Source organism: Paenibacillus sp. FSL H8-0175 (assembly GCF_045040615.1).
GTDB lineage: Bacteria > Bacillota > Bacilli > Paenibacillales > Paenibacillaceae > Paenibacillus_AQ > Paenibacillus_AQ odorifer.
Genome location: NZ_CP150299.1, coordinates 3,749,842 through 3,763,041, shown reverse-complemented (window position 1 = coordinate 3,763,041; position 13,200 = coordinate 3,749,842). Strand labels below are relative to the sequence as shown.

Genomic DNA, 13,200 nt, shown 5'->3' with positions numbered 1-13,200 from the left:
TATTAATAAGTAGGGGTGGTTTATATGTCAGCAAAACAAGATAGAATTTTAATTTTTGGTGCAGGTGTCATCGGGAGCATGTACGCAATTAAGCTTATTGAAGCAGGGTTTGACGTTAGCCTGTTTGCACATTCGAATAGATATAAATCATTAAGAGAAAATGGCCTGCAGTATATAGAAAAAGGTACAGTTAGATCGATACAAGTGAATGTCATGGATACGCTCGAAAATGACGATGTATACGATTTTATTTTCGTTACCGTTCGTTATGATCGGTCCGAAGCAGCGTTGTTAGCGCTAAAAGATAATCAAAGCAAAAATATAGTTACGATGACTAGTAATTCAAATGGATTTTCTTCGTGGCTGGATATCGTAGGGGATAGACTTTTACCAGCTTTTCCCGGCTTCGGCGGACAGATTAAAGATGGGGTATTGCATGCTCGATTTCTACCAAAGTTTATAGCGGCAACTGCATTTGGAGAAATTAATGGTGTAGCGACAGAACGCATAGAAAACCTCGCAAAACTATTTAAAACAGCAAAGCTTCCCTACGTTATTAAAAAGGATATGCAAGCGTATCTAATCACACATTCCGTATCAGATATTGCCATGTTGAGTTTTTTGCATTCTGAGAATAAGATTATTGACAAAAAAACAGCCAGAACCAGAAAGACGGCACGCAAAATAACAGTCACTTTAAAAGCGTATCTTAGGGAAATACAAAAAGCGGGCGTTTTAATTGATCCTCCAATACTTAAAATGGTGCTTAAATTTCCAAACTTATTTTTGGATCTCTTCTTTATGACATGGCTACGAACTAAGATGGTTAGGGATATGATGTTGCCGGATTATGCGAATAATGCTAACAATGAGATTGTACAGCTGAGTAATGATTTAATGAAATTTTTAAGTCAACATGATATCAAATCGGAAATACATGTTCCGTAATTTTTTGTTAAAATAGTATGGTGTTTTTTAATTTATTTTCATTAAATCCTTCAATCAGGCATTAATCTGAATATGAAAATCTAAATATATAGTTTTTTCGTAGCATCCTTGAATAAACTACCGGGAAATGATAATTGAACAGCGGCAGTCCAAGACTTTATTTATCAAGTCTTGGACTGTCGCTGCTTTATTATCCGGGACAGTCGGCTGATAAACGCATTTCAGTATTCAAAGTTTTACTCACACCTGGGGTGATTCCTATCTTGGTTGTGGTTCTTGCCTGGATGCTGGCTCATAATATTTTGTATACCTATATCTCTCCTTTCCTGGATGATATGGGGCTTGAACCCTATCTCGGACAGGTTCTGCTTGTTTTTGCAATTATGGCACTGGTGGGAATCTGGGTGATTGGGATTTTCATTGATCGTTGGTTGCGTCCGTTGGTTCTCATCAGTCTTACCGGATTTGCTCTGATATCTCTTGTACTAGGACTTTGGAGTGAGCATGGTACTATTATCTTCATTTCTGTTGCGCTGTGGGGGCTGACATTCGGTGGTGCGGCAACATTGTTGCAGACAGCACTTGCTCAGGCTGCGGGGAAGCAAGGTGTGGATATCGTGATGCCTATCAATACCTTCTTGCTCTGTTTGTTGCCTGGTGTGCTTAAAGGCATGGATTTCGTCCATCCCAGATCCGTTAAGTAATCCGATTGCCATCCGTCTGCTATTGACTGTGAATTGTTCTTGCACGATCGTGGCAATCATTCATCGATTTGCACCACTGAAAATCATAAAATGCACCACCAAAAACCATAAATTACATTAGATCGATATGTGAACCAGGCGGAATCATGAATTTCGTCAGGTTTTTTCTGCATTCTGGCTTTTGTTAAATCAAAGTAGTCCAGGTAAACATAAATATATTATGTAACGAAGTATAAGTAAACTTTACATTTGTTAAAAATCAGTTTATAATTTGATTCAAGAGGTGATGGTCATGAAGAAAGATTTCGGTGATTCGATATCCAATAAGGTTTATGAATATCGTGTACTTGCCAGAATGTCTCAGCAAGAATTAGCAGAGAAAGTCGGGGTTTCCAAACAAACCATTTTCGTAATGGAAAAAGGGAATTATGTGCCGACTCTGCTATTGGCTTTTCGAATTGCCGATTTTTTTAATGTTGATGTTAACGATGTTTTTACTTATTTGAAAGGAAATGATCAAAATGAAAATTAAGTCTATTTCTGATATCCATAACGCAATTTTCCACCCTTTAAAGTCCTGGGCTGAGCAATCTACGGAAAATTGGAATATTCTCATTGGAGTAGGTTTTTTACTGCTCATGGGTAGTGCGATTTTCACCTATGTATTTTATAAGAAGATTGGGCAAGACGATGAACGGACAAATAAAATCTTTTTGAAAAGCAGTTACTTTATGCTGTTGACAATTATTCTATGTGACATGATTTTTCCTAAAGAGTATATGTGGAACATCTTTTTCTTGTTCAAATATGCGTTAGCGTTTTTAGCTGGTGGAATTTACATGGCCATCCAGTATAAAAAGGATTTGTCGTAAGGAAGGGTCAGAGCGAGGACCAGCTAAGGATGGGGATTAGACAATGCTGATAAATATGCTAACTAAGTGGTATGGAAGTTCAATAGGTGCAATCGGGTTGTAAAATAAATTGCTAAAATCAAAAATATCCTTTTATGTTCCTTCTCCCCTCTGCTTCTAGCGGCAATGGTTACATGTTCTAGTCCTTTGATCGCGACAAGAACATGTATTCATAAATCAAAAAAAACTGCGCTCTGCCCCACCTCTTATGAGACTATTATACCGTTGAGTGTATACAAACCATGTAATGCTTGCTGTTAATAATGCTGAAGAAATCAAGGCTGTAAGAACACTATATGTTTGCCAAATAAGTATCGTTGGCCAATCTAATGCACAGCACATTATACACAGGGCAATCGTAGCCATCAGCAAAATAGCTGTTACGATTATTCGCTTTTTTGTCATTGGCTGCCGCTCATTCGTCTTCCTTCTGCGTAATCCTAAGAGAAAGAACAGAACGGCCAATAGGCAAAAAATAATTGTGGTAGACGATAAAATGATGTCCAAAAGCTGTGTGCCGCTTATTTCATATGACTGCGTTAGATTGCCGTCTAATATCTCTTTAACTTTTAGTACCATGCTTCTATTGATATTTGCGCCATTGGTCAGCAAGCAGACGGCTGTTCGTTCATTTGGCAGTATGATCACTTCGGTTCCAAAATTGGGATTTCCCCCTGGGTGCTCTATAATCGTTTGGTTGGCGTTTACCGTCCAGCCCGCCGCATAATACATTTCGTTGACAGCCAGAACAGACATATCACCCTGATGTGATTTTTCGATAACCGTATGGAATATTTCGGGTATGTCCTTCACAATACCCATCTGTATGCCCATCCAACGCGCCATATCTTTTGTACAAGAAATGATGTAGCCTGCGGGTTTATTCCCGGAAAAATCCGGCGCGTTATATGGAGTTGTCATAAAAAAGGAAGAACGGTAGCCCTGTGCCAACTGTCCGGTGGCTTGAGCATCTTCTTTATAAACGTACGTCTGGTGAAGACCTAACGGCTGAAATACCTGTTCCCTCATAAAGTCTTCATAGCTTTGTCCCGACACAATCTCAATAACCAAACCCAATACGTCATAATTAACGGTCCCATAGTTGTACTGTTCACCGGGAGGGAACGCCAACTCAGCATCTACCAGCATTTCCACAGTCTTTTGCAGCAAATCTGGTGTATTGCCTTGTGGAATATTTTGAGAATGCTTACCATTTGTTAGGCCGCTAGTATGGTGAAGAAAGTTATTGAGTGTAAGGCTTTGCATATCAACAGGTTTTCCTTGATACTTTAACGTAAACCAAGGTAAATATTTTTGGACAGTGTCAGTCATTGACAGCAGCCCTTGTTCCTCCAACAGCAGAATACCCATGCCGGTAAAGGCTTTACTGACCGAGGCCAGTTCATATAGTGTGTTCTCACTTGCAGACAACCCACTTTCACGGTCTGCATACCCGGAAGAAAAGTAGAAAATTTCATCATCAGCTAGTATCGAGATTGACATTCCCGGCACACCTGATATACGACGGGCATCATCCAGCAACGCGTGTATTGCCGCAGATTGCGTATCTGACAACGCCGCATAACTTTGTGTTGCGAATCCTGAGAATACGATAAGTATCGCTATTACACAAACAATAGTCTTTTTCATAAGCTCTCCATTTCGAGTAAATTATGCGAGGATAATATAAACAACCTGTAGTACGCCTTATCCGCCTAATGCGTCGCTCCAATATACTTAATGCTAGACGTTCAATAATTAGATTACAATTGTAAACTTCACAGACCCATGTATATTATTTCTTGTTTCGCAAAAAAGGCCCCTCTGATTACTTAGCGGAAAGGTCAATGGTTTAAATCTTATGTCTACAATTTTTCTGCTTCATCATTACTATTTTATTAGGTATCAGCGTTGGTCTAACGGCAAAAAGAAAGGAGACTAACCAAAATGGCTAGTCTCCTTTCTTTTATAAAAATTTCACCCTATAATGATAAAGCTCAGTGTAGGCAAGCTTCATTAATCTTTCCATGTTACTTGCCATCCATATGACTGAAGTTTAAAGTATTTATTAAACTCCGCGACTACGGACTTCGCATTCTCTTTCGATGTTGCATGAAATATAGTTATATCGACTATATTACAGTCTGAAATTTCCTCCAAACCTTTAAGTCTTGATGCATCTACTCCAATCTGCTTTAGACTCATACAATTTTTGAGTATTGTTAAATCTCCAACCGGATAAGTGAACTGCTTTAATTTCTTCAATTCTCCTATAACCTCTATATGTGATTCATCTATTGCACAGCTATCTGTCTCAAAAACCGTTAGATTCTTTAAAGCTTTTAAGAATGATAAATGTGGTATTGTCACTTGTTTGAGCTCTAGTTTTATTAACTTACTAAGGTTTGAAATATAAAGCAGGTCGCCAACCTCCATTTCTTCTAAACTTAGTTCCTTCAAATTTTTTATAGTTCCTATTAATCCCCTATCAATTGAGTTCATTCTACATAATCTCAAACTCTTTAATTTCTTTATATCTTTCAGTGTATGTATATCTTTTAATGGAAGTCCTATTAATGTTAGCTTCCTTAACCCATCTAAAGAAACTAAGTACTTCAAATCAGACTCTTTAAAAGCTTCTGATCCTATCACAAGTTCTGCTAAAGAGGCCAAGCGTTGAAGTACATCAAAATTAGTAATTTCATCCGCATGTATAATAAGTTCTTTAAGATTAACCATATGGGTTAAAATATCCAAAGATATTGCTCCGTATTTTTGAGCTTGATCAGCTCTAATAAATACCATTCTCTTTTTTTTCAATGTTTTTGAAGATACAAAACCACTTTCAACATCGTCTTTAAAATACTCTTCCCAAAATCCGCTTACAGGGATAAGGCTGTTCTCTTCGATATTCAAATTAGTCAGAGCCAAAATATCATCTAACAAACTTCCACTTTCACGGGATAATATGATTACATCTTCTTCTTCACGAATACCAATACTACTATTTCTGAGACTCGAATCGATAAATTCAAAGAAATGTCCCAAACTTTCTGCAATAACATAGGAAAAATGAGAATTATGATCTATCGTGATAATTTGCCCATAAACGCCCTTTTCTCCGGGGTCTAAATCTATTGCCAAAAATGAGCCACCACCATCTTCAGCAAAAGGAATCCAGCCTTCTCTGTAGTTCCCATCTTTTATTACATCTGATTTGCTGGATATAATATCGTACGCTGATTCCAAAAGGGACTTCCAGTTGCTTACTATCGATTCAATGTTCATCCAACCAAGACCAGCCATAATGCCAAAAATCTGCTCTCCTTCTCCATTAAAATTCATGTATAGCTTTCTGAAATCTTCTGGAAATTTGCAGTTCATCATGCTCTCGAAAAGATTTATTTCTGATTCCTCAACTGCTGGATTCAGTAATTCCTCTACATTTGGTATATGCGATTTTAATGTCTCGATAAGTAAACACTCTTCTTTTTTATTAGCTAATGACATATAGTGGCCCCCATTCTACAGAGTCATAATAGTTTCAGTAAACATTCTTGGTTGATCATCAATCATTTTGTTATGATTCATCTTCAACAGTTCTATCAATAATTAATTCTATCTTAAATATGGAGCATCTATCTCCCGATTTAGCAATATCGTATCATGAATTTGTAAATATTGTTGTATTAAGTCATATGAAAAAAACTAAGAGTCATCTTAGGGGTTAATTTTATCTCTATATAAACTTCATTCACAACTAATTTTCACCCTATTTAATGGTACGGTTCAGCGTAACATCTATAGAACGCAGACACCTACACAAACACCTGCACCATTGTCTCCACAAGCCGCGTTGGATACGATTAATGCTTACTACGTTCAGCAAGCTGGCGATGCGCCTGACCACTCAATATTTGACACTACTGGAGTAACAGATGTTACTCCGTCGAACTTAACCTATGTTGATTATGCATTGAGCGTGGACGAGACATCTCCATGGACAGTACTTGAAATTCAAGAGATTGTTAATGAAGTTCATTCAGGACTCGTATTGACAGCGATCGGCACGGGGCTTTCCCATGCCGTTTTGAATTCCATTTTTATTCCCGTTCTTACCTTTGAGCTTAACTTAATGACCTTGCCTGTTTGGGTGTCCTTATTGTTTTTCTAAGTTTTGCTTGCTAAGCGACTCTATTCAGCATCATTCTGCTCTTCCAGCCATCTCAAAATCGCTTGGTTTGTTTCTTCCGGCTTTTCTTGCTGGATCCAATGACCGCAATCCAGATTGACCACTTCTGCATTAGGCACGAACTTTGTCAGGTTTTCAGACCTCTGGACCGTATCCCGGTCACCATAGATCATGAGGGTCGGCTGTACCATGAAAATGAAGGGGGTTGCGATTTTGGATGAGCTGTTTCATCCCTTCTTCATTTAGCGATTTGATTTATGCCTCGCATTTAAAACGTTCTGACTTTTGATGAGAATTAAACCCTAATTGATTGAGAAATACAGTAGCTCCTCTCTCCTATAGATCAGGGAAACAATAGACCCAGATTTATGCAGTACCAAAAATCCTTTTAACCATTCTTTTGTTATTTATATTTCCTTATTCTGTAATATATTTTTTGCAATGTTGAAATTTTAGCCCTTCTTCAGATGAAGCGATCAATATTCCAAGCCTTCTTAATCGTGTTTCTTCTTTCTTGGCGCTCATTACCCACCAGATTGAATCTCTTTTATAGGATGGTGATAAATTAGTGAAGAATAGCCAGGCTGTTTGATTTGCCTTGATTTGTTCTTCATATTCTTTGGCAAGTTCCACGTTTCTTTGTTCAGAGGAATAGCCTTGTGCATCGGTTCTGTTGTTAAAGACGTGCATTCCTTCTGGTCTCATCTTTCCAAACTGTATTAGTGCTTTTACCTTCTTTACGTTCACAGCACTCCATACACTATTTACTTTGCGCGGAGTAAAGCGAATCTTATAGCTTTGTTTATCAATGGTTTTTCGTATACCGTCAATCCACCCAAAACAAAGAGCGGCATCTACTGATGCAGACCAAGTAAGGCTTGCACGACCTGTACTTATCCCAAAATAGCCCACCCAAATTTCACTAGCTTCAGCATGATGTTCTTCTAACCAATCGTTAAACTCTTCTTGGTTGTTGAAAAAAACTACATCTCCCATTGTTCCAGCCATTTTAAAATCGCTTGGTTTGTTTCTTCCGGCTTTTCTTCCTGGATCCAATGACCGCAATCCAGATTGACCACTTCCACATTGGGCACGAACTTTGTCAGGTTTTCAGACTTCGCAACCACATCCCGGTCGCCGTAGATCATGAGGGTCGGCTGCTGGATGATTGGGTTCACTTTCGCCAATAAGCGCCAGTTGCGGTCAAGGTTCCTGTACCAATTTATGCTGCCCGTGAACCCTGATGTTTCAAAAGCGGAGACGTAAACAGCCAGCTCGCTTTCGCTCAATACGGGCTCACCGAGCGGTGTTTCTGCTCTGGCGAGATTGATCAACGCCATACCTGGCTCAGGTGCTCTGAGAGGCTCGTTCTTCCGGTACAGGTTGCGAAGGAACCTGTATGTATTGTCTTCGAATACGGCGTCCGCGACGCCTGGCTGTCGATTGAAGTGGACGAAATAGAAATCGCCGCCAAGTATTTCTTCCATGAACTCGATCCAGGGTTTTTCTCCGCGCTCTTGGTAAGGCAAGCTCAGATTTATCACTTTATTGACGCGGTTTGGATGCAACAAGGTCAGTCCCCAAACGACGAATGCACCCCAGTCATGACCGACAAAGGTAGCGTCCTCGTATCCATAGTGATCGAGAAGCGCGATGAGATCACCCGACAAGTGTTCAATGTCATAGTCTGTTACTTCGGTCGGACGGGATGAGTTGCCGTAACCCCGCTGGTTGGGGACGATGACATGGTAGCCCGCTGCGGCAAGTGCGTCCATCTGATGGCGCCAAGAAAAGGCATGCTCTGGCCAGCCGTGGCAGAGTACAATAGGTTTTCCTGCGTTTTCTCGGCCTGCTTCAAACACTTCGAGTTCCACACCGTTGGCTGAAATAAGGGTGGGCTTGGGAAAATCGATTGGATTAAACATTGAATTAAAACCTCCTTCTTGTGATACTTGTAGTATAATGAATAAAAGGTGACATCTAGGTGTCACCTTTCTGAAATCATGTAAAAAAAGAGGGCAATTATGGACAAAGTGGAGAGACTCATTTCGATTATCATGATATTGCTGAAAAAAGAGGTTGTTTCTACAACGGAATTCTCACAACTATTCAATGTCTCCAAAAGAACGATCCTTCGCGATATGGAAACATTGAGCTTATCGAACATCCCGATCTACTCTGTCAATGGGGTCAAAGGGGGCTACGGCATAATGGATGAATACAAGGTTGATAAACGCCTTTTAAGCAGCTCCGATTTACAGAATATATTAACTGCGCTCGGCGGATTGGAACAAATCCTCCGTACTGAAGAAGTTGAAAGAACGATAAAAAAAATAGAGGCAATGGTTAGTCCATTGTCTCTAAATCGTTCCATTCAACTGTCGTTTTATGATTGGGAAGGTCGGTCCGAGATTCTTGAAACCTTAAAGACATATCAAGAATCCATTTCAAAAAAGAGGCTGGTTTCGTTTGATTATACAGATAAGGACGGGGCTGTAACGAATAGAATGGTCGAGCCCTATGAGCTGCATTTTAGCGAATCGAGTTGGTACTTGAAAGGATTCTGTTTACATCGACAGGGATATCGAACTTTCAAGTTATCTCGGATCGATCATATTACTATGGATGAACGCGCGTTTCATCCTAGAGACGATTGGTCAGAGCAAGTACACGAAGCAAATTATCTACCTGAATTCGTCACGATTAAGGCCTGGATATCGCCTAGCATAAAAGATCAAATCATCGAAAGGTATGGTCGAAGAAGTATTGAAGACCATAATTCTGGATTTTTATTAGCAACCATTTATGTCCCACAAAATCGTATGGGATTTCAACTTTTAGCAAGCTTCGGCACTCATCTAAAAGTTGTAGAGCCCAAAACCTATGTTGAAGACTTTCGAAATTATTTATATCAAATGATGGAGAACTATTCCTGATATATTTAGCATTAAAGCTTCAACCTTCAACTCAACTTTTCACCCTATTTATGGTACGGTTCAGCCCGATTTGTCTTCACCGTGGGATACATCTGTTCCAAGATTTCAGCCACGTTTAGATTCTATTGTGATTGTGCGCCTGAGTCTGAACCAGCTAATCTTCTCAACTGCTGTGTTGCGGTCCCCATCTGCAGTTTCCGGGCAATCTGCTTGTTGCGCATTCCTCTGATACCTTCAATAGTCCTCCTTGCTTCATTTAGAGTTATATATACTGGTTCTCTCAAATTAATCACGTAATCTAGTGCTCTGAATAATAAAAAAAGCCCGCAAGCTAGTTACCTGCGGCTTTGAATTTAGGATATGTTGTTATTTATTATTATCTCTCCCCTCTGCAACAAGCCTAGCCCACTTTCATGGAGTTAGTTGCTTGTGGAAGCTACACCAAAGGCTATACTCGTTGAATCGTGGCTATCATGACACCGGCAAATCCAATGCCTAACTGCACCAGTATTTCCGTGGGCACGCAGGACACGCCATGCGGTTTTCAAGTGGCAATCGCCTCCTTCTGTTCCTTAGCTTTTGGGAATCCTTGATCCACACCTTGTTCTCTACGATTATCACGCAAGAGCTCGTACGTCACATACACCGGTCGCCCTGTTCGTGGTTCCAGCATAATCTCGGCATCAATGGCAAATACCTCACGCAGCGTCCGTACCGTCATTACACGCTCTGGCGAACCATGCTCCACCACCTGACCCTCACGAATCGCCACCATATAGTCGGAGAAGCGTGCTGCCAGATTCAGGTCATGCAGCACCATCACAATCGTCACCTGTTGACTGCGATTTAGTTCATAGAGCAGTTCCAGCACTTCAAGCTGATGCGCCAGGTCCAGATAGGTGGTGGGTTCATCCAGCAGGATCAGATCGGTTTGCTGGGCGAGCGCCATCGCAATCCATACGCGCTGACGCTGACCGCCAGATAGCGTATCGACCTCACGATGCTCAAACGCTGTAAGCTGTGTAACCGATAGGGCCCAGGCTACTACTTGCTTATCCTCTTTGGAGAGCTTGCCGAAGCCCCGTTGATGTGGAAAACGCCCATAGGCGATTAATTGACCGACCGTCAAACCGCTCGGTGCGGTCGGCGTCTGCGGCAGAATCGCCATCTGCTTGGCCACTTCCTTGGTGGACAGCGTACGGATATCGGCGCCATTCAGATAAACCGTACCATTATTCGTCTTGAGCAACCGACCGACTGCCTTTAGTACGGTTGATTTGCCGCATCCATTGGGACCAATAATCGAGGTAATCTGTCCACGCGGAATCTGCAAGTTCAGTTCTTTTACGATAAGCGTGTCATTATAGGCAATATCGATTTGTTGCGCTGTAATACTTTCCATGACGTCCTCCTAATTGGCCTTCGATAGTAAATAAAGAAAGTACGGAACACTGATGACCGTAATGACGATTCCCGTCGGCACATCTCCCCCCAAGCTAACCGTGCGCGTAATCGTGTCAGCCAGCACCACGACTAATCCTCCGGTCAGGCTGGCAGCCGGAACGAGCAATTTGTGATCGGGCCCGACCAGTTTTCTTGCCACATGCGGAGCGATCAAGCCAACGAAAAAGAAGCTTCCGCCCACGGCCACACTGCCAGAGGATAAAGCAACCGCAGCGATCGACAACCCCAAAAACTGCCGCTTCACGGCAAGACCCAGCCCTTCTGCCGTCTGATTGCCCAGATGGAGGGTGTTAAGTATGCGAGACTTGTAGAAAATATAGCCGAGTAAAATCAAGACCCATGGTGCCAGTACGGAAATATAACGCCAATCAGCGCCCCATAAGCTTCCCGCCAGCCAATGCAGCATGAAATCCATCTGCGAATCATTCAGCTTGAGAGTCAGGAAGGTGGTCAGCGCTTCATACCCGCTTCCGAGTGCGACCCCGGTTAAGATCAAACCGATTGATGAAATATCTCGCCCACGGCGATACGACAATAAGAAGATCAATCCCGCCGCCAATAATCCGCCAACAAAGGCCAGTAGTGGTAGGGCAATAAAGGAGCCCTTTCCTGTCGATGCGATGAATACGACGAAGAACAGGACAAACAAACCCGATCCCGAACTAATCCCCAGCGTCCCTGGACTAGCCATGTCATTACGCAGCAAACTCTGCATCACGACCCCAGCCGCTCCCATTCCCAGACCTACCAAGATCGACAGTGTGATTCGTGGCAGGCGAAAATCGAACACGATCAGATTTTGCTTATCTGTACCGTTTCCGAGGAGAACATTCAGCACTTCTAGCGGTGAAAGATTCATTTTGCCAGAATTCATGCTAATGACAGCAAACATAAGGATGAGCACCATAAGCACTATATTGACGATAATGCCCCTTTGCACCGTATAACGCTGCTTGATCATTCAGATTCCCTCCTTTGCTTGCGAGCCAGGAAGAGAAAGTAAGGCACACCAATGATAGAAAATATAATACCAATCGGTGTTTCGAACGGCTTATTGATCAAGCGGCCAGCCAGATCGGCCGACACGGTCAGCAACGCACCATATAGTGCAACTGCCGGAATAATGTAACGATAGTCGACACCGACCATGTATCGCACAATATGTGGGGTAATCAGACCAACAAACCCGATCGGACCAACTAAGACAACAGCCAATCCAGTCAGCACGAGCACGATAATCGTCGATAAACCTTTGACCAGTCCGCTACGAATACCGAGTCCACTTGCCACATCATCCCCCAAACTGAGCATTGTAACAGAAGGAGATAGCGCCAGCGCCAGCAGTACACCACCAACAAATAGCGGTGAGATGATCAGCAATTCCCCCCACTTAACCCCCGCTGTACTGCCTGCCGTCCAGAATGCTAATGCTCGACCCAGATTATAATTGATCGCTAAATACTGACTGAGTGCGCCAAATAGCATAGAGATGGACAGTCCTGCCAGTACCAGCCGCTGAGGCGTCATCCCGCGCTTGCCCAGTGACGCGATGAAGTAAGTGATCCCGGTCGCGAGTGCTGCTCCCAGACAAGCAAACAGCATCATATGCCCATACGAATAACCCGGCAGAAAGGCCAGGCAAAGAGCAATCGCGAATGCTGCCCCAGAGCTGATGCCCATCAGCCCAGAGTCAGCCAGCGGATTTCGCGTCGTTCCCTGCATAATAGCCCCACATACCGCAAGGCTGCATCCGACGATCAGATCGGCTACGGTACGCGGAAGACGTAGGGTTTGTATAATTTGATGCTCAGTGAGCGTTGGATCAAATCGGAAAATAGCCTCCCATGCAGTCGCTAACCTCATGTCGGCGGCGCCGAAGCTAATCGACGCCGCCGACATGAGAACCGTTAATCCAAGCCCTACCACCATGTACATGGTGAAATTCACCGCCCCACGGCGTTTTTGTTCAGGCTTGTTTTTCATTACGCTTTCCTTTCCTTACCTACTGATAGTCATATTTACAAATTGGAGTACTTCTTTTTACC

At 42.3% G+C, this 13,200-nt stretch carries 15 protein-coding genes; 6 read left to right on the top strand and 9 right to left on the bottom strand.

What is annotated here, in order from left to right; genetic code table 11:
• Window positions 1–24: 24 nt before the first annotated feature.
• The 4 genes from MHH46_RS16675 to MHH46_RS16660 all read left to right on the top strand — a co-directional run bounded on the left by MHH46_RS16675 (window position 25) and on the right by MHH46_RS16660 (window position 2,524).
• Window positions 25–948, top strand: a complete 924-nt coding sequence (locus MHH46_RS16675) for a ketopantoate reductase family protein (RefSeq protein ID WP_076126600.1) — start codon at window positions 25–27, stop codon at window positions 946–948.
• Window positions 949–1,082: 134 nt separating this feature from the next.
• Window positions 1,083–1,652, top strand: a complete 570-nt coding sequence (locus MHH46_RS16670) for an MFS transporter (protein WP_076190251.1) — start codon at window positions 1,083–1,085, stop codon at window positions 1,650–1,652.
• A gap of 292 nt (window positions 1,653–1,944) precedes the next feature.
• On the top strand, window positions 1,945–2,184 hold the full coding sequence (locus MHH46_RS16665) for a helix-turn-helix transcriptional regulator (protein WP_036677000.1): 240 nt from the start codon (window positions 1,945–1,947) through the stop codon (window positions 2,182–2,184).
• Entirely contained in the window at window positions 2,174–2,524 is a 351-nt protein-coding gene (locus MHH46_RS16660) for a DUF2178 domain-containing protein (protein WP_076190252.1), read from the top strand. The genes MHH46_RS16665 and MHH46_RS16660 overlap by 11 nt, the downstream gene beginning before the upstream one ends.
• A gap of 216 nt (window positions 2,525–2,740) precedes the next feature.
• Here MHH46_RS16660 and MHH46_RS16655 read toward each other — a convergent pair whose 3' ends face one another.
• Together MHH46_RS16655 and MHH46_RS16650 are read right to left on the bottom strand one after the other, a co-directional pair.
• Entirely contained in the window at window positions 2,741–4,213 is a 1,473-nt protein-coding gene (locus MHH46_RS16655; RefSeq protein WP_076190253.1) for a serine hydrolase, read from the bottom strand.
• A gap of 366 nt (window positions 4,214–4,579) precedes the next feature.
• Window positions 4,580–6,073: an SMI1/KNR4 family protein gene (locus MHH46_RS16650; protein ID WP_076184870.1), complete on the bottom strand. Its 1,494-nt coding sequence runs from the start codon at window positions 6,071–6,073 to the stop codon at window positions 4,580–4,582.
• Between the two features lie 346 nt (window positions 6,074–6,419).
• Between MHH46_RS16650 and MHH46_RS16645 the strand changes: the two genes are divergently transcribed.
• Window positions 6,420–6,737 carry a hypothetical protein gene (locus MHH46_RS16645; RefSeq protein WP_076302981.1) on the top strand — a complete coding sequence of 106 codons (318 nt, stop codon included), beginning with the start codon at window positions 6,420–6,422 and terminating at the stop codon, window positions 6,735–6,737.
• 20 nt (window positions 6,738–6,757) lie between these two features.
• On the opposite strand, the gene MHH46_RS16640 is transcribed toward MHH46_RS16645, so the two are convergent.
• The 3 genes from MHH46_RS16640 to MHH46_RS16630 form a co-directional block, all read right to left on the bottom strand.
• Window positions 6,758–6,946, bottom strand: a complete 189-nt coding sequence (locus tag MHH46_RS16640; protein ID WP_053781983.1) for an alpha/beta fold hydrolase — start codon at window positions 6,944–6,946, stop codon at window positions 6,758–6,760.
• A gap of 226 nt (window positions 6,947–7,172) precedes the next feature.
• Entirely contained in the window at window positions 7,173–7,811 is a 639-nt protein-coding gene (locus MHH46_RS16635; protein ID WP_405132500.1) for a YdeI family protein, read from the bottom strand.
• A complete protein-coding gene (locus MHH46_RS16630; RefSeq protein WP_076179403.1) occupies window positions 7,739–8,680 on the bottom strand; it encodes an alpha/beta fold hydrolase in 942 nt (313 codons plus the stop codon). The genes MHH46_RS16635 and MHH46_RS16630 overlap by 73 nt, the downstream gene beginning before the upstream one ends.
• Before the next feature lie 99 nt (window positions 8,681–8,779).
• Between MHH46_RS16630 and MHH46_RS16625 the strand changes: the two genes are divergently transcribed.
• Window positions 8,780–9,691: a YafY family protein gene (locus MHH46_RS16625; protein WP_076126589.1), complete on the top strand. Its 912-nt coding sequence runs from the start codon at window positions 8,780–8,782 to the stop codon at window positions 9,689–9,691.
• Window positions 9,692–10,110: 419 nt separating this feature from the next.
• Here MHH46_RS16625 and MHH46_RS16620 read toward each other — a convergent pair whose 3' ends face one another.
• The 4 genes from MHH46_RS16620 to MHH46_RS16605 are packed head-to-tail and all read right to left on the bottom strand — an operon-like array spanning window position 10,111 to window position 13,138.
• Complete coding sequence (locus MHH46_RS16620) at window positions 10,111–10,239, bottom strand: hypothetical protein (protein WP_256717167.1); 129 nt, start codon at window positions 10,237–10,239, stop codon at window positions 10,111–10,113.
• The gene (locus tag MHH46_RS16615; protein WP_076190254.1) at window positions 10,236–11,093 is read right to left on the bottom strand and encodes an ABC transporter ATP-binding protein; all 858 of its coding nucleotides are present in this window, start codon (window positions 11,091–11,093) and stop codon (window positions 10,236–10,238) included. Before MHH46_RS16615 ends, MHH46_RS16620 begins: the two co-directional genes overlap by 4 nt.
• 9 nt (window positions 11,094–11,102) lie before the next feature.
• Window positions 11,103–12,116 carry an iron ABC transporter permease gene (locus MHH46_RS16610; protein WP_076190255.1) on the bottom strand — a complete coding sequence of 338 codons (1,014 nt, stop codon included), beginning with the start codon at window positions 12,114–12,116 and terminating at the stop codon, window positions 11,103–11,105.
• Complete coding sequence (locus MHH46_RS16605) at window positions 12,113–13,138, bottom strand: iron ABC transporter permease (protein WP_076190256.1); 1,026 nt, start codon at window positions 13,136–13,138, stop codon at window positions 12,113–12,115. The genes MHH46_RS16610 and MHH46_RS16605 overlap by 4 nt, the downstream gene beginning before the upstream one ends.
• Window positions 13,139–13,200 lie beyond the last annotated feature (62 nt).